The sequence below is a fragment of the Bacillus sp. FJAT-25509 genome, assembly GCF_001420605.1.
Lineage (GTDB): Bacteria > Bacillota > Bacilli > Bacillales > Bacillaceae_G > Gottfriedia.
Map to the genome: position 1 here is coordinate 14,982 of NZ_LJIZ01000028.1, position 23,820 is coordinate 38,801.

General features: G+C 34.5%; 23 protein-coding genes and 2 tRNA genes. All 25 read right to left on the minus strand.

Annotation, left to right across the window (positions count from 1 at the left end; all coding sequences use genetic code 11):
* Positions 1 to 70: 70 nt before the first annotated feature.
* The 25 genes from prkT to yabG all read right to left on the minus strand — a co-directional run bounded on the left by prkT (position 71) and on the right by yabG (position 23,787).
* Positions 71 to 1,195, minus strand: a complete 1,125-nt coding sequence (prkT, locus tag AN960_RS18215; protein WP_056474438.1) for a serine/threonine protein kinase PrkT — start codon at positions 1,193 to 1,195, stop codon at positions 71 to 73.
* Positions 1,164 to 1,898, minus strand: a complete 735-nt coding sequence (locus tag AN960_RS18220) for a VWA domain-containing protein (RefSeq protein ID WP_056474441.1) — start codon at positions 1,896 to 1,898, stop codon at positions 1,164 to 1,166. Before AN960_RS18220 ends, prkT begins: the two co-directional genes overlap by 32 nt.
* Positions 1,899 to 1,978: 80 nt before the next feature.
* Entirely contained in the window at positions 1,979 to 4,453 is a 2,475-nt protein-coding gene (gene spoIIE, locus AN960_RS18225; protein ID WP_056474443.1) for a stage II sporulation protein E, read from the minus strand.
* Between the two features lie 333 nt (positions 4,454 to 4,786).
* Positions 4,787 to 4,858, minus strand: a tRNA-Glu gene (locus AN960_RS18230).
* Between the two features lie 11 nt (positions 4,859 to 4,869).
* A tRNA-Met gene (locus AN960_RS18235) sits at positions 4,870 to 4,946 on the minus strand.
* Positions 4,947 to 5,100: 154 nt separating this feature from the next.
* Positions 5,101 to 5,571 carry a S1 domain-containing RNA-binding protein gene (locus AN960_RS18240; RefSeq protein ID WP_056474447.1) on the minus strand — a complete coding sequence of 157 codons (471 nt, stop codon included), beginning with the start codon at positions 5,569 to 5,571 and terminating at the stop codon, positions 5,101 to 5,103.
* Between the two features lie 85 nt (positions 5,572 to 5,656).
* The gene (locus AN960_RS18245) at positions 5,657 to 6,034 is read right to left on the minus strand and encodes an FtsB family cell division protein (RefSeq protein WP_056474450.1); all 378 of its coding nucleotides are present in this window, start codon (positions 6,032 to 6,034) and stop codon (positions 5,657 to 5,659) included.
* Positions 6,035 to 6,646, minus strand: coding sequence for a spore cortex biosynthesis protein YabQ (gene yabQ, locus AN960_RS18250; protein ID WP_056474454.1), 612 nt, complete (start codon positions 6,644 to 6,646; stop codon positions 6,035 to 6,037).
* Positions 6,643 to 6,948, minus strand: a complete 306-nt coding sequence (gene yabP, locus AN960_RS18255) for a sporulation protein YabP (protein WP_056474457.1) — start codon at positions 6,946 to 6,948, stop codon at positions 6,643 to 6,645. Before yabP ends, yabQ begins: the two co-directional genes overlap by 4 nt.
* Before the next feature lie 90 nt (positions 6,949 to 7,038).
* Positions 7,039 to 7,308, minus strand: a complete 270-nt coding sequence (locus AN960_RS18260; protein ID WP_056474461.1) for an RNA-binding S4 domain-containing protein — start codon at positions 7,306 to 7,308, stop codon at positions 7,039 to 7,041.
* A 34-nt stretch (positions 7,309 to 7,342) separates the two neighbouring features.
* Positions 7,343 to 8,797: a bifunctional methyltransferase/pyrophosphohydrolase YabN gene (gene yabN, locus AN960_RS18265; protein WP_056474464.1), complete on the minus strand. Its 1,455-nt coding sequence runs from the start codon at positions 8,795 to 8,797 to the stop codon at positions 7,343 to 7,345.
* Positions 8,798 to 8,815: 18 nt separating this feature from the next.
* Entirely contained in the window at positions 8,816 to 10,405 is a 1,590-nt protein-coding gene (locus AN960_RS18270; RefSeq protein ID WP_056474467.1) for a putative polysaccharide biosynthesis protein, read from the minus strand.
* 223 nt (positions 10,406 to 10,628) lie between these two features.
* A complete protein-coding gene (gene spoVT, locus AN960_RS18275) occupies positions 10,629 to 11,165 on the minus strand; it encodes a stage V sporulation protein T (protein ID WP_056474471.1) in 537 nt (178 codons plus the stop codon).
* 231 nt (positions 11,166 to 11,396) lie between these two features.
* Positions 11,397 to 14,927 carry a transcription-repair coupling factor gene (gene mfd, locus AN960_RS18280; RefSeq protein ID WP_056474473.1) on the minus strand — a complete coding sequence of 1,177 codons (3,531 nt, stop codon included), beginning with the start codon at positions 14,925 to 14,927 and terminating at the stop codon, positions 11,397 to 11,399.
* Positions 14,928 to 15,103: 176 nt separating this feature from the next.
* Positions 15,104 to 15,337, minus strand: coding sequence for an anti-sigma-F factor Fin (locus tag AN960_RS18285; RefSeq protein WP_056474476.1), 234 nt, complete (start codon positions 15,335 to 15,337; stop codon positions 15,104 to 15,106).
* Between the two features lie 90 nt (positions 15,338 to 15,427).
* Positions 15,428 to 15,991, minus strand: a complete 564-nt coding sequence (gene pth, locus AN960_RS18290; RefSeq protein ID WP_082459581.1) for an aminoacyl-tRNA hydrolase — start codon at positions 15,989 to 15,991, stop codon at positions 15,428 to 15,430.
* Between the two features lie 101 nt (positions 15,992 to 16,092).
* Complete coding sequence (locus tag AN960_RS18295) at positions 16,093 to 17,046, minus strand: ribose-phosphate diphosphokinase (RefSeq protein ID WP_056474480.1); 954 nt, start codon at positions 17,044 to 17,046, stop codon at positions 16,093 to 16,095.
* A gap of 44 nt (positions 17,047 to 17,090) precedes the next feature.
* Positions 17,091 to 18,449, minus strand: coding sequence for a bifunctional UDP-N-acetylglucosamine diphosphorylase/glucosamine-1-phosphate N-acetyltransferase GlmU (gene glmU, locus AN960_RS18300; protein WP_056474484.1), 1,359 nt, complete (start codon positions 18,447 to 18,449; stop codon positions 17,091 to 17,093).
* A 141-nt stretch (positions 18,450 to 18,590) separates the two neighbouring features.
* Complete coding sequence (gene spoVG, locus AN960_RS18305) at positions 18,591 to 18,881, minus strand: septation regulator SpoVG (protein WP_056474486.1); 291 nt, start codon at positions 18,879 to 18,881, stop codon at positions 18,591 to 18,593.
* A gap of 903 nt (positions 18,882 to 19,784) precedes the next feature.
* Complete coding sequence (locus AN960_RS18310) at positions 19,785 to 20,156, minus strand: RidA family protein (protein WP_056474488.1); 372 nt, start codon at positions 20,154 to 20,156, stop codon at positions 19,785 to 19,787.
* A 51-nt stretch (positions 20,157 to 20,207) separates the two neighbouring features.
* Positions 20,208 to 21,050, minus strand: coding sequence for a pur operon repressor (gene purR / locus AN960_RS18315; RefSeq protein ID WP_056474490.1), 843 nt, complete (start codon positions 21,048 to 21,050; stop codon positions 20,208 to 20,210).
* Between the two features lie 53 nt (positions 21,051 to 21,103).
* Positions 21,104 to 21,973, minus strand: a complete 870-nt coding sequence (ispE, locus tag AN960_RS18320) for a 4-(cytidine 5'-diphospho)-2-C-methyl-D-erythritol kinase (protein WP_056474493.1) — start codon at positions 21,971 to 21,973, stop codon at positions 21,104 to 21,106.
* Positions 21,974 to 22,157: 184 nt separating this feature from the next.
* Positions 22,158 to 22,316 carry a small, acid-soluble spore protein, alpha/beta type gene (locus tag AN960_RS18325; RefSeq protein ID WP_056474548.1) on the minus strand — a complete coding sequence of 53 codons (159 nt, stop codon included), beginning with the start codon at positions 22,314 to 22,316 and terminating at the stop codon, positions 22,158 to 22,160.
* Positions 22,317 to 22,434: 118 nt separating this feature from the next.
* Positions 22,435 to 22,704 carry a biofilm formation stimulator Veg gene (veg, locus tag AN960_RS18330; protein WP_056474496.1) on the minus strand — a complete coding sequence of 90 codons (270 nt, stop codon included), beginning with the start codon at positions 22,702 to 22,704 and terminating at the stop codon, positions 22,435 to 22,437.
* A 204-nt stretch (positions 22,705 to 22,908) separates the two neighbouring features.
* Entirely contained in the window at positions 22,909 to 23,787 is an 879-nt protein-coding gene (yabG, locus tag AN960_RS18335; protein ID WP_056474498.1) for a sporulation peptidase YabG, read from the minus strand.
* Positions 23,788 to 23,820 lie beyond the last annotated feature (33 nt).

Here is a 23,820-nt window from a genome sequence, read left to right on the forward strand (position 1 = left end):
TACCTATACTCCTAATGAAAGTAAAATTCATATCTATATGTTACCATTCACACACTTGGAGTACTATAATTTACAACTGATAATAAAAATATAATGCATAGGCCAAGCCCATTAACAAAAGAATGGTCGATGTTTCAAACCAGTGTATTCTTTTTTTCTTTTGCTTCACTTGGACATTGTTCCCTGCTCTTGTTTGTGTTGATTGGTTAGGTGTTTGATTCTGACTATTTGAATTTCTAGATTGATTTGTAGTTTGACTATGTTTTTTTGATTTTGTTGTTTGAGCAGTTTGATGTTGTTTTTTTGATTGCCTCGTTTGATTCATCGAATTAGTTTGTGCTGTAGTAGTTTGAGCCTGTTTACTTTTATTCCTCTTTGTAGCATTTATCTTTTGTTCATACATTAATAGAGCCTGTTTCATAGCACTTGCACTAACATACTCCCCTTTTAATCCCCTCATTAGAAATTCTTTATATGGATTAAGGGTTTGTGTTTGAGCTATTACTTGTTCAATTTGTTTTATTCCTTGCCCATTTTTTAAAAACTGCTTTTTACAATGTAAATGGATAAAAATCATCGTAACAGCAAATAAGTCATAGGAAACTTCTGCTTTTCTAGAACCTAAGCCCCAATAACCACGATCAAAGAACTCCGTAAACTCTTTAACTGCACGTCCAATTTGCGTAACTCCTCCAAAATCAATCCACTGGATTTTATTTGGTTCTTTCGTAACTAGTAGATTATCTGTTTTTAAATCACCGAAAATAAAGCCTTTATGGTGCAATTTATCTAACAATGATAAAACTTGTATGATAAAAATACTACTCCATTCCATACCGTTTCTTTCGATAAATTTTGGTAAACTTACACCATTTACGTACTCCATTACATAGTAATAGCAGTATTCATTTGTTCCTGGATTTATATAGTCATCTACATCGATAAAAGAAGGCCCTAGGAATGAATCCTGGACCTGTGTGATTTTTTTTAAAACATTTACTTCGTTCGTGATATTAGTAGATTCTTTACTCAGCTTAATCGCAACTTCTCCAGTTTGTCCAGAAGCTAGATAAACTGTACCGTTTGCGCCATTTCCAAGTAAACTCTTAATTTCGTATTTGTTTTTATTCCACTTACCAGTAATGAGAGTTCCAGGCGCTAAATTAATCTGCCCATTCAATTGATTGTTCATCATCACCATTATTACCTCTATTATAGTTTTGTTCGTTAAAATAGTTTAAAGCCTCACGTATTGCAGGACCAGTTGGTGTCATACCACCCATCGTTAGCTTAGGAAAAATCGTGTTTAGCTTTTCTAATTTAGGTGTCCAATCTAGTAATTTGTCTACATCGTCTTGTTTCCCAGGAAATATAAATAATGAGTAGGCATTTTCTCCTGTTCTTGAGTTTAAACTAATTTGTAAATCAAATAATGATTCCTTAACAGTTTCTAGTTTGTCTTTCATACTAGCACTCGTATCTACTAAAATAATAACTTCTAAACCTACAGTTTCGCCGATCTCCTCTACAACCTCATATACCTCTTCGCGCTTTGAAGGAGGAAGTGATTCCATTGAATTGCTATCGCCTAAAATTTGCTTTAATTCTTTATTAACAAATCCTTGAATTGTTTGTGTCATCGCTTTTCTAGTAACCATTTGGACAGTTTGAGAAAGTTGCTTTGTGTAAACGACTTGGCTAATCCCTCCACCTGCTCTAGCAATTTCCTCGATTTCTTTTAAACCGTCACCACTTTGTACATTTTCATCTAAAATTCCAATTACATTTACTGTAATACCGTATTCTTGAGCCAAACTTGAAACAGCTAACGGATCTTCACCATGGTTTGAATAACCATCAGTTATTAATAGAATTTGTTTTAACTTTCCTTTATACATACAAAATCCCCTCCGCGTAAAAGTTGTTACCATTTTGTCCAATTACGGGAGGGGATAAACCTTTATTTATTTTATTTTACTTAAGCCATCGCGCTATATGACGAGATAGATGACCACTCTGGCAAGTTTCGTTTAACAACGGCAACCACAACCGTCATATCATCATTAATATCACCTGTATTCGAACGAATTACTTCCTCCAGTAACAATTCTGCTACTGATTGTGGATCATCAGTTTCAAATTCACTTATTTTACGTTTCATCCACATTTCGTAATTTTCAACATGTTTCGGACCTTCAAAAATACCATCACTCATCATAATTAATAAGTCTCCAGCTTTTAACTGCTCACTTACGACTTCTACGTCAAATTCATCAATGATTCCGATTGGTAGATTACTACCTTCAATTTTAATAACTTGCTTTCCTCGTTTAACAAAGCTTGGCGATGAACCAATTTTCAAGAATTTTGCTGAAGCATCGTGTAAATCAACCATCGCTAAATCCAATGTAGCAAAGACCTCTTCAGTAGTACGTAAAGATAGAATCGAATTAATCGATTTAATAGCGACTGTTTCTTCAATACCTGAATTTAATATTTTTTGAAGTAGTTTTAATGTCTCATTACTTTCAATATGAGCTCGCTCTCCATTCCCCATTCCATCACTAATTGCAATAGCGTGCTTTCCTGCTCCAACGTCCATTATTTTAAATGCATCACCCGATATAAAGCCTCCACCTTTAGCTGCCGTCGCAACCCCAGTTTCAATAACAAATGCCTTATCTGATCCAAATGTAACTAAGTAATTACCTCCATTTGGTATTGTCGCTGCCTCTTCTTTTAATACGACAATCGTCTCTTTTAAAATATCTGATAGAATCGGCGCAATTAGTTTTTGGCACTCACCATATTCGTTCTCAAACGGAATTAAGATATCTATATCAATATTACCTTGCTCTAAGTTATAAATTTCTACTTGGCTAACATCAATTCCAAAGTTTAATAAAGCTTGTAGGATTTGGTCTTCCTGTAATTGATGATTTTCTTTTTCTCGTTGAATCTCTTTTGCAAAATCGACCATTACTTTTGAAACCCCGCGCAATTGCTCTGCCACTAATCTTCTACTTTCTTGAACTTGTTTTTTAAGTCTTTGATTTGCACGGAAGTAGAAAACCTCTTGCTTCATTAAATCTGCCATTTTTGAAGAACGTTGGCAATATTTTTCCCACTCTCTCATAAATTGGCCATTCTTAATAAGCTGGTCCTTTTCAACTAATTGCATCATATTTTCCATGTATTGATATGTCCGGTCACCGTTGTTTGACCAGCAATGATCCTTTTTCATACAGCTATTACAGCACTTATTTGAAATACTGCAAATGAAAAGCTCTTCATCAGTTAATTCATCTTCAATATGCGCAAACTGACTAGGCTGTGAGAAGCTTGCCGATAACGCTTCAAACACATTAGAGAATTGAGTAATTCGATTCGCCGTCAAATCTCTTATTTTACGTAAGTACTGCTGTTGGTCAGTAGAGTGTTCCTCTGTCCCAGGTACTAGTTTAGCTAATTGTTTTAGCAGGAAATTCGGCGTCAATAAGAATAAGACAATCGCAATCACTGATTCAATGATGGAAAAGATAATATCAGACTGTTTCTCTGCATAAAAGCTGATTAGGCATGTCCCAATTAATAGTCCAGCTGCCGCACCCAATCTTTTACCCTCTTTTAGTAGGCCACCAAGTAATCCAGAGAATGCTAATAAGCTCATTTGGTATAAACTTGAAACACTTGCTAGACTTAATATAAGACCCGTTACAACCCCTACTGTACAACCGACCGTTCCCCCAGCTACGAAGGCAAATAGTAAGACAATATATCTAGTAACAATATGCTGAATAGATAAGTCTTGAATATACCAATCAGTTGTCCCCGTCACAACCGAAGCTAAAAGAATAACTAAACATACGATTTCTTCAACACCTAAAAGCTGTTTTCTTTTAGGAATCGCAAGTAGAGGTACACTTTGGAAAAAGATCATCGTTAAAATAAAACTTAATCCCGCTTCAACTGAAGCCATTAATACATCGTACATTAGAACTTCTTGTTGGAAAGCATATGCAATTAGTAGATGACTAATGAATACGGATAAAAATACTTGAAAAGGTACAAGACCTATATAATGTCGTTTAACTCTAGCAAAGAAAATATTGAGGATAAAAAATAAGATAATTGTGGCAAATGCATAACTAACCGTTTCAATCGATACAGTTAATGAACCGATCATAAGAGCAACGAAGGCTATTCCTGTACGCTCACGTTTCATCATATAAACTGAGGCAAAAAACGGTAATACAAACGGGAGAATATGTGATAGTATCAACGCTCGCCCTAATAAAAATCCCGTTAAAAAGATTAGTAGCCCAAAATCAAAGAATGCTCTCTCTAATTTGGATTTAATTGATTTAGAAGATTGCCGAAATACTGATTGAATACCATTAGTAGGGACTAAGCTCGCTGTAGAATTAGAAGACCCTCTTTGCAGTTTCGTCATATTTCCACCTCATCCGATTTGGTTTATTGAACATATTTTAACTTGTCCAATTGAAGGAATATGTCAAAATGACAAAGGCAAATAAAAGTTTTCTTCGACGGAAAAAGCTTTTACGTACAACTGTTTTACAAAATATGAGTAAAGCTTGCAGCATAATTTCTCTAATAGGGTAAAAGAAACGCAATTATTAAATTTTATGTCAATCGAAATTCAGAATAAAGAGAGAAAGTTTGGAATGAATTATGTGATTAAGAGACGGAGGACACGCATGTTCCTGGAAAAGAAAAAAACGCTTAGCCTCTCTTATAGAGACCAAACGTTTTTGTTGTTGTATGACCCGTACGGGATTCGAACCCGTGTTACCGCCGTGAAAGGGCGGTGTCTTAACCGCTTGACCAACGGGCCGTTAAAGGGAATGGTAGCGGCGGAGGGAGTCGAACCCACGACCTCACGGGTATGAACCGTACGCTCTAGCCAGCTGAGCTACACCGCCATAATCTTTAAACGACAAGATTTATAATATCATGGTACTAATTACCCGTCAACAGTTTTTTCAAATGTTATTTTATTATTTTTTTCATACAAAAACGCACCCATTAAAGAGTGCGTGTTCTATATACCTATTTATGTCCTGACAAGGTAGGAAATTAGCCTCGACGAGCTCCACGGCCACCACGTTTAGATTCTGTGTTGCGTTTTAAAGAAGCTAGACGATCTTCACTGTCTTTTAAAAATTTACTCATTTTTTGATCAAATGTTTCTTTAACCGGACGTTGATCCGAACGGTTTTGATTTTTACCACGGTTTCCACCACCGCCGCCTCCATATGAAGGTCTGCTTTGACGAGGTCTTTGCTCACGCTCTCCCTCTTTTACTGGTGGACGTTCTTTCGCTTTTTTGATTGAAAGACCGATTTTACCGTCTTTTTCAACATTGATTACTTTTACTTCTACTTCATCGCCAACTTTTAAATGTTCGTTAATATCTTTAACATAGTTGTCAGCTACTTCACTAATGTGAACAAGTCCAGTTACTCCTTCTGGTAACTCTACAAAAGCACCAAAATTTGTAATCCCTGTAACTTTCCCACTAACTTTGCTGCCTACCTCAATTGACATAAAAAAAATGCTCCTCCTTAAAAATGTTTAACTGGATTTACTTTATTATATAAAATTATAAAAACAAGTGTCAATGAAACGATAATTACTTGATATTGGGAAAAATTATTTCTCCCTTTTTAGAAAAAAATAAGTTTTTTCTAGCTAACTCAATAATATATTGATCATCGTTCAATTGGTCAATCATGCGTTTTGAATCCTCAACCTTACTCTTTGTTCTCTTTAAATCCACCTTTGCTAGTTTTAATTGTTTTACTTTAGATGAATACACATGTTGTTGTGTTACATAATGAGATTGTAATAAAAAAAATAGGGGGACAGTTAAAAAGCAAAATAATGAAATGCGCACTAAAAACTTTTTAAAACTCCTTCTCCTAGGCTTAACACCTTGTTCTTCAACTAAAGTAATATTTTGTTTATCTTGAACTTGACTAGTTAAATCCAACTTTCTCGCATGTTCCACCTATTTCTTCCTCCTATCTAAAAGGTCCTTTACTTTTTTAATAGTAGTAAGGAAGATATTCTTGAATTTTCCGAAAACTCCTTTAAATTGTATTAAATAGTTTTTGACTCGTTTTGGCACAAAAAACCAACATACTCTGACGAAAAACAAAAGAATTGATAGTAGAACGTTGTAAACTAAACGGATTAGTCGAATAAGGAGTCCATAAATAAACAAAAGGATTACAATTATTACCTGAATAATCCACTTTATAGGTTTTACAATAAATATTACGATTAACTTTACTATAACGCGATAAATGCCAATAACCAACTGAATAATAAATTCTAATATCTTTTTATAAATAGTTCGAAATAGACTTTGATATGCCGCATAACCACATAGTAAAGCTAATAGTAAATAAAACCTGAGTGCACCTTCATTAACTAAGTATAATACATAAAAAACTAGTAGAGCCTGAAAAACCCAAAATAAAATATCAGTTGCAAATACAATCAATCGATTACGAGTACCTCGATATAAAAAACGATGGTATGTATCTAGTGCCATACCAAGATAAGCACCCATACCGACCATCGCTATCATTGAGTAGAACTGAACGTTTAAGCTCATTTAAATAGCTTGCTAAAGATTCCTTTAGCTTTCCCCGAATTGTATTCGTCAATATAACAAAGTTCATTAATCTTTCCCTTTATTGCTACATGACCTTTTTCTACATCGAGGTTTTTCATTTGTAAATTATGACCTTTAATATGCAAAAATCCTAATGCTGTTTCTAATAGAAACTCTTCACTATCAAAGCTCTCAACTTGTTTTACTCCAGTAATTTCAAGATATCTTCTACTTTTTAACGATAAATCCTGCTCGATTATTTGGCTTGTATTTTTCGCATTTAACTCATACGGATTATTCATACTAGTCCCTCCATTTACATAAACTGTACCACTTGTAAATCGATTCCTAATACAGTGTTATTTGTACAAGTATATGAAGGGACAACTTTTTTAGAACAAGCTATCTGACAGTTTTTCCTCACTTATGATCGTATACATTGCATCTGCTTCTTCTTTTCGAACAGTCTCTTTAAGTAAATTAATTTTTGCAGTAACAATTTTCTGTCCAAAACGAATTTTTAATTCATCATTTACTTTGACTTCTGTAGATGCTTTTGCAACTGTTCCGTTGATCGTTATTCTGCCTTGATCAGCTACTTCTTTTGCAAGTGTACGACGCTTAATAATTCTCGATACTTTTAAAAATTTATCAAGTCTCATAATTTATTCTCCTCAATTCTCATTCAATTAGACATTATTCATATTTTTTAGCTTCATTCCATATCTCATCCATTTCTTCAAGAGATACATCAGAAAATGCCTTATTTATTTCACGAAGTCTTGATTCAATATATTGAAAACGTTTTGTAAATTTCATATTTGTTTTTAAAATCGCTTCTTCAGGATTTACATCAATAAAACGTGCTAAATTAACAATACTAAATAATAGATCACCAAGTTCCGCTTCAACTTTAGACTGATCTTTCAATTTGATGGCATCAAGAACTTCAGTTAACTCTTCATTAACTTTATCTACAACCGGCGGTAGTTCCTTCCAGTCAAACCCTACTTTCGCAGCTTTACTTTGAAGCTTCTCTGCTTTTAATAATCCTGACAGATCCTTTGGTATACCTGAAAGAACGGATTCAACGACGTGTCCCTTTTCAGCTTGTTTTAATTCTTGCCAATTTTTTAATACGTCTTCCTCACCATTCACATGAACCGTTGAAAATACATGCGGGTGACGATAGATTAGCTTGCTTACTAATCCTTGAATTACATCTTGAATTGAGAAGTAACCTTCATCTTCTCCAATTTGAGCATGTAACATGACTTGAAGTAATACATCTCCAAGTTCTTCAATAATATGATCATCATCTTCTTCATCGATTGCTTCAAGAAGCTCGTATGCCTCTTCTAGTAAGTACTTCTTTAATGATTCATGGGTTTGCTTTTGATCCCACGGGCAACCATTAGGTCCTCTTAAAGTAGCTATGACAGAGCGAAGCGTTTCAAATTGATGATATAGATCCTCTTCATTTTTAACTGGAGGAACATAAACACTTGTCAAATTATTAATTGATGTATCACGATCTAACTCAAACAATGGTACTCTTCTTATTTGCTCAGTTGCACTACCCGCTGCAGTAACAATTACGACTTCATAATCATCGGGAAGCTGCTCCATTAGCTTTAATTTCGCATGTGAGGCAGTCATTTGATCATAAACCTGGCAGATGATCAAATGCTGTCTAAACGTAATCGATTCCGACTCTAAATCCGTTGCATCAACAAACTGGAATCCTTCAATTGGATCAATCTTCAAACTAGTAAACATTGCATCTAAAAAGCTTTGTCCGCCTTTGATGTCTAGCTGGATTTTTCCTTTATCTGCAAGCTCTATTAATAGCTGAACAGTTTTTTCTGCTACAAGAGGATGTCCTGGCACAGCATATGTAATTGCCCCTTCTTCAGAAGCTTTCACCAATAGATGAACAATTTCTTGATATACCTCTTCGAAGCGATCATGTTTTTCATAAATTTCATCGAATGATTGGAACGTTAATCCTTCTGTTTCTAATTCACTTATAACAGGGTGGTCTTTTGTACGTAAATATAGATTGTCAGTTTTTTGTAACACTTTATAGATACCAAACGGAAGCTGATTAAGGTCACCTGCACCTAAACCTAAAACTGTAATCTTGTTCATTTTGATCCTCCTGTTCTTTTAAGAAAGCCATTTCTGTAGTTTTTCGCTTTTAACGATTGAGCTTAGCTCTTCTACTGTAAATAACTTAATTTTTATTAATACAACCGCAAATGCGATCGCACCTACAACCGCTGAAGATAGCGCCTCAACTAACATCCTTAAACGAAGCGGATTAATAAACATTGCATATTTTTCATAAACGTATTCATAACCATATACACAACCATACATAAAGGCTAAAGATACTAGTAATTTCAAAATAAACTTAAAGTCAAAAAATGTAACTTTTGACAATTTATATATATAAGCTAAGTTCAAAATCGTAACAATGATTAAAGCAGATACCGTTGAATATGCTGCTCCTTTCGATCCGATTTGCTCCATTAAAATAACATTTCCAATAAATTTAACACATCCTCCAGCAATTACATTTAAAGCTGGAATTAAACTTTTACCTAACCCTTGTGCAATTGAAGATGTCGTAATCGATACGCCAGCAAAGAAGATCGATATACATAAAACAGTTAGGACATCCGTTCCTAAATCATTTCGATAAAGCATGATATTCGTCGGATGGATAATTGAAATTAACCCAATTGTTGCCGCTGCTCCTACTACAATACTTACTCGAATGGCACCTGATATTCGAGTATTAATAGAATGATGTTCTTTACGAACCAATTCACTAGATAAGTACGGAATTAGGGCCAGTGAAAAAGATGAAGCAATGACAGAGCCTAATTGAATTAGTGGAAATCCACGGTCATAAATACCCTTTACTAGCTTAGCACCTTCAACATGGTAACCATATTGTACTAATAACGGATAAAAAGAGAGTGAATCAATAAACTGAATGAATACAAGTACTAAACTACTTAAGCTTAGTAAGATTCCTTGATATAAAATTGTTTTTAATTCTAAGCGATAGGTTTTAAGCAAACCAAATGATGGTATCGTTAAACCAGAGCCCCGAAAAGAAACCCAATAAAAGAAGTACAGTATCGCTGCTATACTACCAAGTATCGAACCTGAAACGGCCCCTGCACCTACAATATAAAGATTGTCGGTCGTTTGCATTAAATAAAGTGACAGCACTAAAATCGTAATAACTCGAATTAATTGCTCAATCACCTGACTGACTGAAGTAGGTCCCATATCCCCTAAACCTTGATAATATCCTCGAAATGCTGAAGTTATTGGTACAAATAAAAAGCCAACACTAACAACACGAATTAACATCGCTAGATGATCATCACGCATAAACTTCGCTATACTATTACTGCCTATGTATAAAGTAAAGAAACACAATATACCAATGACTAACAACATCATAAATGTTGCATAAACCAAATCTTTAGCACCTTTATCATCTTTTTTCGCCAATCTTTCAGCAACATAAGATGATAAAACTAAAGGAAAGCCATATGTAGAAAAAGCTAAAGCAATTGCGTAGACAGGATATACTTGTTGGTAAATATAGTAACCTAAATCGCCGGCAATATTTTGATAAGGAATTTTATAAAACGCACTTAGTACTTTCGATAATAATGATGCTATTGTTATGAACAAAGCCCCTTGTAGGGCTGCTTTTTGCTTAGCTTTTTGCAAAAGGATAACAACTCCTTTGTTAGACGGTTCACCCTTTAATGTATTACATTATTAGGGCTTATGTAAAGAGTTGCCAAAAGAAAAAACCTCTCTTTTCCAAATTTAGCAAGTAATGGTGTTTTTATTAAATGTACATCCAGTAGTTTATGCCAAAGGGTAAAACGAAAAAACAAAGACCAGTTAAGGTAATATTCCTTTACTGGCCCATGTACTTCATATATGATTATTGCTCCATTTGTCTAGCCAAGAAGTTAGTAGCAGTATCGATTGCTTTCTTTTCAACTTCAGAAATTGTTTTATCTTTTGAAAAGATAACAACAGCTCCAATTGGATCCCCGCTTGCGATGACTGCTCCTACTGCATAGGATTGATATTTTTCAATGACACTTTCGATAAATGAAGCTTCCCCAGGCTCGCCAACTACTTTTGAGTTACGCTCTGCCATAGTTTTTTCGATGATATCACCAATGTTTTTGTTTAAGTATTCTTTTTTGGAAGCCCCCGCAACTGCTACGACTGAATCTCGGTCACTTATAATGACTGTATGTCCAAGTGTGTCGTAAAGTGCATCAGCGTACTCCTTCGCAAAATCACTTAATTCACTAATTGGTGAATATTTCTTTAAAATGACTTCTCCATCTCGGTCCACAAATATTTCTAATGGATCACCTTCACGAATCCGTAAAGTTCTCCTAATTTCTTTTGGTATTACTACTCGACCTAAATCGTCAATTCGACGAACAATACCTGTTGCTTTCATACTTGTAAAGCGCCTCCTCACTTACTTGCATGTCTACGTTGATGAAAGATACCCGAGTGACAATGAGGTAAGGTCACCCTTAATTAATGATAGTATCCTACACAACGAAAGTTCTATACAAAATAAGTGAGATTTTTTAACACCTTTACTAAAAATATAGTACTGTAAGCACTTTTTGGTAACTTTTAATGACTTTATCACCAAAATAAAGAAGCCATTCGTACTACTTTCTTATGCATTTACACTCTCTTTTTTCACGTTCTTTAATCCATTAATTAAACCTTCTAGCGTTGTAAGCCAGTCAGCTGGATTTTTTCCTTTTACGTCTAGCGTTACTTTTAATTTCGATCCATCCATTCCTAGGCCAATGCCTCTTCCGAATGAATTACATAATTGGAATAACTTTCCACCGTCGATATTAGTACTTGCCTTCTCAGAGAAATAAACACTTACTTCTGATTTAACTTGTTTAATAAGCTCAATCTGCTCTGCAATCGCTAAAAGTTTAATATGAGCAACTTGACATAGATAGCCTACTTCTACCGGGAAATCACCAAAACGATCCATTAATTCATCTTGTAAATCATTTAACTCTTCAAACGTTTCAACACGTCTAAATTGCTTGTACATCTCAATTTTTTGCTTACTATCTTGAATATACGTATCAGGTAAATAAGCATCAACTTCAATGTCAATTTCAATTGAAATGATATCTTCTTTCTTAACTCCTCTACGCTGTTCGATTGCATCTTTTAACATTTGAGAATATAAATCGAAACCAACCGAATCGATAAATCCGTGTTGTTGTGCTCCAAGTAGATTTCCTGCACCTCGTATTGATAAGTCACGCATAGCAATTTTGAAACCTGAACCTAGTTCTGTAAATTCTTTAATTGCTTGCAGACGCTTCTCGGCAACTTCAGTCAGTACTTTATCCTGTTTATATGTGAAATAAGCATACGCTACTCTATTCGAACGTCCTACACGTCCTCTTAATTGATAAAGTGTTGATAATCCCATTCGATCTGCATCATATACAATCAATGTATTAACATTTGGAATATCCACGCCCGTTTCGATAATCGTCGTGCTTACTAATACGTCGTATTGGCCATCTAAAAAGGCATACATAACTGATTCTAATTCGCCTTCATTCATTCGACCATGTGCTACAGCTACTTTTGCATCTGGTACAAGCATCGAAATCTGTTCAGCCATACGTTCAATATCTTCTACCCGATTGTATAAGAAATATATTTGTCCATCTCGGGCAAGCTCTCTTTCAATCGCTTCTCTCGCTAATGCAGCATTATATTCAACTACATATGTTTGAACCGGAAAACGATTTTCTGGTGGCGTTTCAATAACTGATAAATCTCTTACTCCTAGCATTGACATATGCAATGTACGAGGAATCGGAGTTGCAGTTAACGTTAAAACATCTATATTTGCTTTTAGTTGCTTTATTTTTTCTTTATGAGATACACCAAATCTTTGCTCTTCATCAATAATTAAAAGTCCTAAATCTTTATATAAAATATCCTTCGATAATAGGCGATGTGTTCCAACTACTATATCGACAGAGCCCTCTTTTAGGCCTTTCATCGTTTCAAGCTGCTGTTTACGAGATCGGAAACGATTTAACACACCGATATTAATAGGGTGATCTTGAAACCTTTCCCTTAATGTTTCGAAATGCTGCTGTGCCAAAATTGTAGTAGGAACTAAAATAGCAACTTGCTTACCTTCCACAATTGCTTTAAAAGCAGCTCGAATAGCTACTTCAGTTTTTCCGTATCCTACGTCACCACAAAGCAGTCGATCCATTGGACGTTCTCTTTCCATATCCTTTTTAATTTCATGAATTGATCTAAGTTGATCGTCAGTTTCCTGATAAGGAAATGAAGATTCAAATTCTTGTTGTTCCAAGCCATCAGGTGAAAAAGCGTAGCCTTTTGATGCTTCTCGTTCTGCATAAAGCTTAATTAAGTCATCAGCTATATCCTGAACGGAGCCTTCAACTTTCTTCTTAACCTTTTTCCAATCAGTTCCACCAAGCTTATAAATCTTCGGTTCTTTACCTTCAGATCCAACATACTTTTGAACTTGATCAATTTGTTCAATTGGTACGAATAACTTGTCGTCGCCATGATATCGAATATGTAAATAATCTTTATGAATACCATTAATCTCTAATGTTTCAATTCCCAAAAACTTACCAATACCATGATTTACATGAACAACATAATCTCCAACTTTTAATTCTGAGTAATTTTTTATTCGTTCAGCATTTGATAACTTTGTATTGATTCTTTTTTTCTTCTTAGCTTTTTTCGTGAATAGCTCACGCTCTGTTATTAGAACGAATTTTTCTAAAGGAAGTTCGAATCCAGAACGAAGATCACCTTTCATGATGTATACTTCACCATTTTTGATTTGTTCAAGAGAAGAAATAATTTTACCTTCAATTTTGTAATCTTCTAATATATTTTCAATTTTATTTGTTCTTTCGTCACTTTCGCCGAGCATAACGATTGTATATTTATTTTTCTTCCAACGGTCTAATTCATTTTTTAACAAGCTCATTTGACCATGAAACTCTTGCATCGATTTACATTGAATCGAAACTACCTGTTCTGGATGCGTATGAGGTACTCTTCTTGGAAAAAGACTCGTATGAATTTGTTGACGCTTTCTCGAATGTAGTAATTCAAAAAAGTCATGTGAAAAACTTACTCCATGTAACGCATTTCCTTCAGCTAGTAAGGAAGTATACCACTCTGCTTCATCCTTTTTAAGCTGCTCTACGATTTCATGGACCCTCGAAATCTCATCAATAACGACAACAGTTTCCTTAGGAACGTAATCTAGTAAACTAAATTGGTTTTCATAGATTAGACCAAAATATTTATATATTTGATCAATCAATTGCCCTTGCTTTAATTGCTCAAGATCATAAGTTACCTTTTCAACCAATAACTCTTTTACTTGTTGGTCACTTATTTTTGATAGGGTTTCTTTAAAAGCTTGTTCGATTCGTTGAACTCCTAATTGCAAATCAGTCTTGGAAATAATTCTTTCCGTCGCTGGGCCAATTTGGACACTCTCATACTTTGTAATAGATCTTTGGGAATCAGGAGAAAACGAACGGATCGAATCGATTTCTGTATCAAAGAGTTCAATTCGAATAGGATCTTCATACGTTAATGGATAAATATCAAGAATTCCTCCGCGTACGCTAAATTCTCCTTTACTTTCGACCATCCCAACGCGTTCATAGCCCATTTGGACAAACTTTGAAACCAAATTCGATAAGTCGATATCTTCACCAATTTCAAAATTGATCTGGTAGCTAGACCATAATTCTGGAGATGGCAAATAGCCAATTAATCCCGATACAGGTGTAACCACTACCGACGGTTTTTTTGACATCAAACTGTTTAACGCAATTAATCTTTGTGATCTAAGCTCTGGACTTGATACTGCAATCTCTGAAGCAATCAGTTCATTTGCAGGATATAAAAATACTTTGTCTTCCCCAACTACTGATTTTAGATCTTCCGATACTTTTTGAGCTTGGAGAAGATTATTTGTCACGATTAACTGCGTTTGTCCAGTTTCTTTAAAAACAGCTCCAGAAAGCAATGTTTTCGCAGACCCCGTTAAGTTTGTAACTAATTGTTCTCTTAACCCATTTTTTAGGCCGTTTATTATTTTCTTAATATCTTTATACTGGTTAAATTGTTCAATTAAACCAATCACGAAGTCAATCTCCCCTAACAGTCAATCTAAGTAACAATAATCTTAGTTGAAGTTTATATTTATAGTTTTTTAGTAATTTGCTCCATTTTAAGTGGCATTTGTATAGATAAACGCACTCCATCTTAACGGAGTCTAGAAAAAACAGAAAAACGCCTCAGTTATAAACCAAAGGCAATTTAATTTATGAAATTCTTATATTCATGGTAATGTGGAAACTCAGATAGAGTCATTTCGCAATCCTCGCACACAATATAAATTACTTGATTAGGAGATTGAATAAAGTTTACAAAATCGCTCAATTCTTCATCGAAAGAATGACAATACGAAGATGAAACTTGTAACAACTGTTGTTTTTCAATACTACCCATTTGTTTACTACAATACCTACACTGACAATCTAATAATTCCATTACTTCCTCCATACTACAAAAAAATTCATATATACAGTATGGATTGTACTAACTATACTTATTCAATGTGAAAGCTTAAATTCCTGTTTTTTATTTTTTATTATATTGATTCATTACATCCACGAAAGAATGCTTTAAAAAATATTCACATGCATCTGCGGCTCTTTTTACACCATCAACTACTTCCGCAATTTCTTCTTCAAAGAAGTTTGATAATACATGATTTACGACACTCATTCCATTTGACGGACGATCTACTCCAATTCGAACACGTTGGAATTCCTGTGTTCCTAAATGCTGAATTAATGACTTTATACCATTATGACCCCCAGCACTTCCTTTTGTACGTAGACGTAGCTTTCCGGTTGGAATATCCATTTCATCATATAGTACGACAAGATCTTCTAAATCAATATTAAAATAATCCATAAACGGTCTTACACATTCACCTGACAAGTTCATATATGTTAAAGGTTTTAATAAGAAAACTTTTTCTCCGTTCACAATTCCTGAAGTATAAATACCATTAAATTTTTGTTGGGTTAATGAAATGCCCCATCGGTGAGCCAATTCATCGATCGCAATGAAACCAATATTGTGTCGCGTTCTTTCATACTCTCTACCCGGGTTGCCTAATCCTACAAACAACTTCATTTTATTATCCTCCATTCTAACCTTGGTTATATTACGAAAAGACGTAACCACTTCTGGTTACGTCCTCTTATAAGTTTTAAAGCAAAGATGTAATTTTTATATTAATCAAATAAAGTACTTACTGATTGCTCTTCATATACACGAATAATCGCTTCACCTAATAGGCCAGCAACTGATAATTCAACAAGTTTATCAGTCTTTTTATCTTCAGTAAGACAAATTGAATTTGTTACAACTAATTCTTTAATACAAGAGTTTTCAATACGATCAATTGCCGGTCCAGACAATACAGGGTGTGTACAACATGCATATACTTCTTTTGCACCGTGCTCTACTAATGCATTAGCAGCAAGCGTAATTGTACCAGCTGTATCAATAATATCATCAATTAAGATAGCCGTTTTACCTTCAATATTACCGATGATGTTCATAACTTCAGAAACATTTGGTTTTGGACGACGTTTATCAATGATAGCAATCGGAGCTTTTAGACGATCTGCCATTTTACGTGCTCTTGTTACTCCACCATGGTCAGGAGAAACAATTACGATATCTTCAAGCTGTTTTTTTCTAAAGTAATCTGAAAGGATAGGTACACCTAATAAATGATCAATCGGAATATCAAAGAATCCTTGAATTTGTGGTGCATGTAAATCAAGTGTAATCACTCGAGTTGAACCAGCAGTTTCAAGAAGGTTTGCAACTAACTTAGATGTAATTGGCTCACGTGAACGAGCTTTTCGATCTTGACGAGCGTAGCCGTAATAAGGAATTACAATATTAATTGTTTTTGCAGATGCACGTTTTAAAGCATCAATCATAATTAATAATTCCATAATACTTTCGTTTACAGGGAAACTTGTTGATTGAATGATAAATACATCACAACCACGGATACTTTCCTCTATGTTAATTTGCACTTCTCCATCGCTAAAACGAGAAACCGAGCATTTACCAAGCTCTACACCAATGTGTTTTGCAATTTCTTCAGCTAATTTAGGATTCGAGTTTAGAGTAAATACTTTTAAATGCTTGTCTGGATAATGATTAGGCATGTTTCGTGTACCCTCCGCTTTTTTTCTTTTCTTTTTATCTATAATTAATTTTTATAGTAACCTTCTTTGTTCACTTGTCTTGCTCTTGCAATTGCTAGTGAATCTTCTGGAACTTCATCTGTAATTGTTGAACCAGCTGCAATGTATGAACCTTTTTTCACAGTTACAGGTGCAATTAAATTTGAATTACAACCAACAAAGACATTGTCCTCAATCGTTGTTTTAAACTTGTTTTTACCGTCATAATTCACAGTGATTGAGCCACAACCAAGATTAACACCTTGACCGATTTCCGCATCACCAATATAGCTTAAATGAGATGCTTTACTTCCGTTACCAAAAGTAACTTTCTTAGTTTCAACAAAATTTCCAATTCGAACTTCATCACCTAATGTTGACGCCGGACGAATGTGAGCAAATGGTCCAACTGAAGTTGAATGACCAATTTTACTTTCATGTACAACCGATTGTTTAATAACTGTATCATTACCAATTTCACTATCAATAATTTCAGTATTTGGGCCAATTGTACTACCCGTTCCAATTATACTATTTCCATAGATCATTGTACCAGGGTAAATAATTGTATCCGAACCAATTTTTGCATCTGCAGAGATGTATGTGCTATTTGAATCAATAATCGTTACACCGTTCAACATATGCTTTTTGTTTATATTTTTGCGCATGATTGATTCTGCAATAGATAATGCATATCGATCATTTACACCTAATGTTTCATCGAAATTTGCTGTTTTATATGCAGCTACTATTTCGCCTTTTGCTTTTAGTATCTCAATAACATCTGGTAAGTAGTACTCACCTTGAGCGTTATTATTATTTACTTCGTTTAATGCTTCAAATAATGCTTTATTATCAAAGCAATATGTACCTGTATTTATTTCTTGAACTGTTAGCTCTTCTGGACTTGCATCCTTATGCTCAACAATTTTTAATACAGACCCATTTTCGCCCCTAATTATTCTACCATAACCAGTTGAATCCTCAAGATGAGCTGTTAAAATTGTAGCTTTTGCCTGTAATCTTTCATGCTCATCGAATAAAGCTTGAATTGTCTCTGGTGAAATTAAAGGAGTGTCGCCACAGATTACTAAAGTAGTTCCTTCTTTATCTTTTAACATTGGCGCTGCTTGAATAACAGCATGTGCAGTACCTAATTGCTCAGCTTGTAGAGCATATTCGCTATGATCACCTATTTGTGTTTTAACTAATTCCGCTCCGTGACCTACAACGGTTACAATATTTTGTACACCAACTGATATTACGTGGTCTACAACATGTTGAACCATAGGCTTCCCACAAACAGGGTGTAGTACTTTATATAATTTTGATTTCATTCTAGTACCTTTTCCTGCAGCTAGAACAATCGCATATTTATTTGACATAGTCATCCTCCATCAATCTAAATACCTATACCTGGTAGCTCAAAATGCTAATTTTAATATTTTTCCACAAAATACATCCATTTTATTATACCATAAAAAAAGAACCCATTATACATTAATGGGTTCTTTTTGGTCATATTTTTAAGAAGCACCTGCTTCTTCAAAGTCTTCTTCTAACTCACCTACACGGTGATATTCAGCTAGTACAGAATCCTGTATTTTGCTACGAGTTGAAGAGTTAATCGGATGAGCGATATCACGGAACTCTCCATCCGGAGTACGTTTACTTGGCATTGCTACAAATAAACCGTTATTACCATCGATTACGCGAATATCATGAACAACAAATTCATGATCTAATGTAATTGATGCAATAGCTCTCATACGACCCTCCGTGTTTACGCGGCGTAGTCTTACGTCTGTCACTTCCATCTTGTTCACCACCTTTATCAACTTAAACCATAATTAGTAAGTTTCAACAATTATCAGTAATTTCCTTCTTTTTGGAAATTTTTTTATTTAAATTATTTAATTTTTACAAAAGTTTATTAAATAGAGGCCTCAATCTATTTATCGGAATTTTTTAATTGAATTTCAGTGAAAAAAAAAAAAAACCTGAAAAAATTTCAAGTTTTTTCATGCTGTTGGAAACAACCTTGTCAATTAATTATCAAATTTTCGTAAAGGGAGTTTAGTGATGTTGATTTCCACTACGGGGTGCTCGCTTTCCATGGGGCGAGACCTGAGCCTCCTCGGCGAGCCTGCGGGGTCTCAGCCTTTCCGCATATCCCATAGGAGTCGAGCACCCCTTCGTTCCAATCAACTTATTCATCAAAAAAAGTCTGCAATAAAAATCTAATCTAATAGCCCTTTACTTAGCGTGAACTAACAGTTGTTTATTAATCAGTTTTTGGGTCAATCAATATCAAACATTTTAATAAACTATCGATTGAACTTGTTTTTCTAAAAATTAGCCTTAATATTTTTAACTTCTCAAGAATAAACAATTAACCCCCCTCAAACATATTAAGATTTAGAATCGTTATTAGATCGTAAAAAATGAATTCTATTATCAATAAGATTCACTTAATATCCTTTATATTTAAGGTTTTTAAAAGAATAAGTATTTAAAGGAGAAAACAAGAAAACTGCAAGTAGGTCAAGATTCATTAAGAAAAAGAGTAAAAAATAAAAAAGTTGCATTAATAAATGTTCAACATAATACCAACGATATTCACAACTGCTTAACTTTCACTTATTTTTCTATTTTCTAATATTGACTACGTAATATATCCAAACAATAAAAAAAACCTGAAAAAATTTCAGGTTTTGGGCTTATATAACTGCGATACATTCGATCTCTACTAATACGTCCTTAGGTAGTCTTGCAACTTCCACACAGCTTCTTGCAGGTTTGTGTCCATTGAAAAACTCTTCATAAATAGCATTAAAGTCAACAAAAGTTGTTAAATCTTTTAAAAATACAGTTGTTTTAATAACTTTTGATAAGTCTGTTCCAGCTTCTTCTAGCACTGCCTTAAGGTTTGCAAACACTTGCTTTGTTTGTTCCTCAATTCCACCTTCTACAATATTTCCTTCTACAGTTAATGGAATTTGTCCAGAAGTGTATAATAATCCGTTAGCGATTATCGCTTGAGAATATGGTCCAATTGCCTTTGGTGCATGATCAGTATGAATTAATTGCATTATGTATCTTCCCCTTCTTCATTATATACAAGTAGCTTATTTATCTAACGACTATAAGCTTTCAGTTTTAATAAATGATTCTTCTTGGAAATTGCCTCTTTCAACTCGAATAAGCTGTTCTCTTTCATTTACCTCAGATAGCTTTACAAGTGATATATAATCTTCAACTAATCTTTCTTCAATATTTACTGCCTCAACTAATACACCAATTCCCGCAACATTTGCTTGAAATTCCTTAAGCAAATTTTTCATACCAGTAACCGTTCCACCAGCTTTCATGAAATCATCGATAATTAAAACATTTGAACCTGCCTCGATGCTTCTTTTTGCCAATGACATTGTTTGTATACGTTTTGAAGAACCAGATACGTAGTTAATACTTACTGTTGACCCTTCCGTTACCTTGTTATCTTGACGAACAATTACAACTGGTACATTTAAAAAGTTTGCAACAGCATACGCTAAAGGAATTCCCTTCGTTGCGATTGTCATAACAATATCTATTTTTTGATTACTGAATATAGATGCAAACATACGGCCTACACTATTAACATAGTTAGGATTGCTTAATATATCAGTCATATATAAGTATCCACCAGGCAACACTCGGTCTGGTTTTTGAAGTAAATCACATAATTCTTCAATTACTGTATTTACTTCTTGATTACTAATACTAGGAATATACTTTACACCACCAGCTGCTCCTGGCACAGTCAATAGTGTCCCAATTCCTTGCTGTTCGAACGTCTGTTTTATAATACCTAAATCTTCACTTACTGATGATTTAGCAGACGCATATAAATCAGCAAAAAATGTTAATGATACTAATTGTTGTGGATGATGCAACAAATAGTGTGTCATACCTACAAGACGAGAGCTTCTTCTAATTTTCATGCAGCACCTCAAATCACGAATATTTTATAAAAATTTTATAATAATATTCGTTTTTAATCAAGTTTTTCCCTTTCACCTAACATCCGAACGGCGTATACTTGATCGCAGAAACCTTTTAGTCCGTTATAAACACGATTCATCCTAGAATCATGGCGAACTAATCCAAATACTGTTGGACCACTTCCGCTCATTAAAACGGCATCAGCACCAAAACGTTTCATTTGATCCTTAATCATTGCAACTTCAGGGTGTAATTGCAATGTAACTGATTCTAATACATTTCCTAATGACAGACAAATATCGTCGTAATTTTTATTCGAAATGGCATTTACCATACGATTTACATCAGGATGTTGAACATTATCTAATTTAAGCTTTTGATAAACAGTTGCTGTTGAAACGCCTTGTGTCGGTTTCGCTAAAATAACCCAACAAGGTGGGGGTGTATCGATATGTTCAATCTTTTCACCACGACCTGTAGCTATAGCTGTTCCTCCATAAACACAAAATGATACGTCCGACCCGATTTTAGAACCAATTACCGCTAATTCATCTAACGAACAATTTAAATTCCAAAGCTTATTTAGACCTCTTAGTACTGCCGCTGCATCTGAACTACCTCCAGCTAAACCAGCAGCTACAGGAATATTTTTTGTAATAAAAATATGCGCTCCTAATTTAACTCCGAACATTTCTTTTAGTAGCATCGCAGCCTGATAAGCTAAATTGCGTTGATCATCAGGTACGTACCGATTATGTGATGTAACGACAATTTTATCTTCTTGAATAAGCTCTAATTCAATTCGATCGGCTAAATCGATTGTTGTCATGATCATTTTTACATCATGATAACCGTCGTCTCTTTTCCCTACTACGTCTAATGAAAGATTTATTTTCGCAGGAGCCTTCACCATTAATTTCACTATTCTCACCTTCTTATGAACACTTACTTTTTTGCTATTGTATCATAATTAACTCATAAGAAAAATGTAACCCAATGAAAGTAAGCTAGAACAGTAAATTTTCTTTTAAGAAGATTCACAAAAACCGAAGCATTTTGCTTCGGTTTGATGTGTAGACAAATTCGCTTGTCGAAGTGAAGATTGTTTATTGTTGCTTATTAGATAATTGTAACTCAGCTAATTCGATTGCCCTTTTAACCATGTTGCCGGCATCTTTCGCTCGGATGCCTCCCCAGCCTTCTTTTTGAACGACGTCATAGAAACCAAGATCTTTTGCAAGTTCTTCTTTAAAGCCCTGTGACATGATACCTTTTTTTCTTCTACCCAAAAAAAGCAACCCCCTTTTTCCACTTCGACATGATTAGTATGTGTATATCTGTTAAATTTCATGAATAATAAAAAGAAAAGGACAGTAGAAAATTCTACTGCCCATTCGCCATTAGTCCACTTGTATGGTCATCACAGAAAAACAATTCAACTGTTTCTGTTAAAATATCTGCATAACTAAAAGATAAGCGTTCAAATGTGTTCTCTTCTTGATCTAATTGTACTACGAATATGGATGGATATGTTTCTGCTAATACACCGGAACGTTCCACAGTCTTTCTACGGCCGCTGTTTGCTTTCAATGTAAGTCGTTTTCCAACATGACTATCTAAAGTATCCTTTATTTCAGATAATTTTTTTGCCATTTCATACCACCTCACTATGACAAGTATACCATCTTATGTAAACTAAGTCAAAAAAGATAAAATTATACCAACGATACAGGTTACCTGTCAATATTTTTTTGCAACACCCGATTATTATTTGTGAAAATCAGAAAATTTATGTATGAAAATAAAAAAAAGATTTTCTACAAACGAGTTCTCTCGTTAATGTAGAAAATCTTTTCCTTATTCCTCTTCCATCGATTGGAAAGGTAGCCCTGTTCTTAAAATTCCTTTTGTTTCTACTCCGCCTAGTCCTTTTTCACCTGTAATTGTATTACGAACTACTTCATAAACATTTACTCGATCCATAAATGATGTGAAGCTTATCTTCCCAACTACATAAACGGGATCTAAAGCATGTATGTTTACCCTCGTTGGTGAGCTGGCAAAGTTTGCTCCCGCACGTATAATCGCTTCAAAGTGAGATTGACATGCCCCAGCAAAAATAACAAGGTGGTCTAAAGATGGAACCTTTTTTCTCGCTTCTTTTACAGCTTCGACAAAATATCTTGAATGTCTGTAAGCTTCTAAATCAGTAACGACCCCTTTTGCCTTTGTGTATGCATCATGACCAGTAATAACTAGTATATCGGGGCGATAATGATCTAAATAATAACCAATTTTCGTTGGTAATTCTGTTTCCTTACAATAGATTCCCTCAACGGGAACACCCATCTTATTATACATTTCAAGACATTTTTTTAAATAAATTGGATCTCCATCGATGTGAAGAACCCGACCTGGTATTTGAAAAAGATTTACATCTGTTCTAAATCCATTCGTTGCTTGAAATCTTCTTTTTTCTTTTTGCTCCATAGCTTCCCTTTTAAATAGTTTGTAGTTTTCCTCAATTTGAACAGATGATCTCTTACCTTTTTCTCGATACTCTGATTCAATGATTACTCGCAGGTCGGATAAAGGCGCATCAGCAATTAAACGAAAATCGTCACCATATAAAACAGCAATGACTTCATCCCCGATTTGTTTTACCTCCACTACTCGAAAAACTAGGTCATATTTATAAGATGCTCTTTCTACTATATCCCCTACATTAATATTCACATGCCTTCCCCTCCAAAATTGCTTAAGTACACT

What these genes read in the sequence shown, in the direction of transcription:
- yabP (WP_056474457.1), bottom strand. Translation starts at nt 6,948, where the DNA reads ATGAATAATCCGTATGAGTTAAATGCGAAAAATACAAGCCAAATAATC.
- AN960_RS18325 (WP_056474548.1), bottom strand. Translation starts at nt 22,316, where the DNA reads ATGTCACAGGGCTTTAAAGAAGAACTTGCAAAAGATCTTGGTTTCTAT.
- veg (WP_056474496.1), bottom strand. Translation starts at nt 22,704, where the DNA reads ATGGCAAAAAAATTATCTGAAATAAAGGATACTTTAGATAGTCATGTT.
- prkT (WP_056474438.1), bottom strand. Translation starts at nt 1,195, where the DNA reads ATGATGAACAATCAATTGAATGGGCAGATTAATTTAGCGCCTGGAACT.
- spoVG (WP_056474486.1), bottom strand. Translation starts at nt 18,881, where the DNA reads ATGGAAGTGACAGACGTAAGACTACGCCGCGTAAACACGGAGGGTCGT.
- yabQ (WP_056474454.1), bottom strand. Translation starts at nt 6,646, where the DNA reads ATGAGCTTAAACGTTCAGTTCTACTCAATGATAGCGATGGTCGGTATG.
- pth (WP_082459581.1), bottom strand. Translation starts at nt 15,991, where the DNA reads ATGAAGTTGTTTGTAGGATTAGGCAACCCGGGTAGAGAGTATGAAAGA.
- yabN (WP_056474464.1), bottom strand. Translation starts at nt 8,797, where the DNA reads ATGAACAAGATTACAGTTTTAGGTTTAGGTGCAGGTGACCTTAATCAG.
- AN960_RS18295 (WP_056474480.1), bottom strand. Translation starts at nt 17,046, where the DNA reads ATGCCTAATCATTATCCAGACAAGCATTTAAAAGTATTTACTCTAAAC.
- spoIIE (WP_056474443.1), bottom strand. Translation starts at nt 4,453, where the DNA reads ATGACGAAACTGCAAAGAGGGTCTTCTAATTCTACAGCGAGCTTAGTC.
- purR (WP_056474490.1), bottom strand. Translation starts at nt 21,050, where the DNA reads ATGAAAATTAGAAGAAGCTCTCGTCTTGTAGGTATGACACACTATTTG.
- AN960_RS18220 (WP_056474441.1), bottom strand. Translation starts at nt 1,898, where the DNA reads ATGTATAAAGGAAAGTTAAAACAAATTCTATTAATAACTGATGGTTAT.
- AN960_RS18285 (WP_056474476.1), bottom strand. Translation starts at nt 15,337, where the DNA reads ATGGAATTATTAGATTGTCAGTGTAGGTATTGTAGTAAACAAATGGGT.
- AN960_RS18240 (WP_056474447.1), bottom strand. Translation starts at nt 5,571, where the DNA reads ATGTCAATTGAGGTAGGCAGCAAAGTTAGTGGGAAAGTTACAGGGATT.
- spoVT (WP_056474471.1), bottom strand. Translation starts at nt 11,165, where the DNA reads ATGAAAGCAACAGGTATTGTTCGTCGAATTGACGATTTAGGTCGAGTA.
- AN960_RS18260 (WP_056474461.1), bottom strand. Translation starts at nt 7,308, where the DNA reads ATGAGACTTGATAAATTTTTAAAAGTATCGAGAATTATTAAGCGTCGT.
- AN960_RS18310 (WP_056474488.1), bottom strand. Translation starts at nt 20,156, where the DNA reads ATGCAATTAATTCATACTGATCATGCACCAAAGGCAATTGGACCATAT.
- glmU (WP_056474484.1), bottom strand. Translation starts at nt 18,449, where the DNA reads ATGTCAAATAAATATGCGATTGTTCTAGCTGCAGGAAAAGGTACTAGA.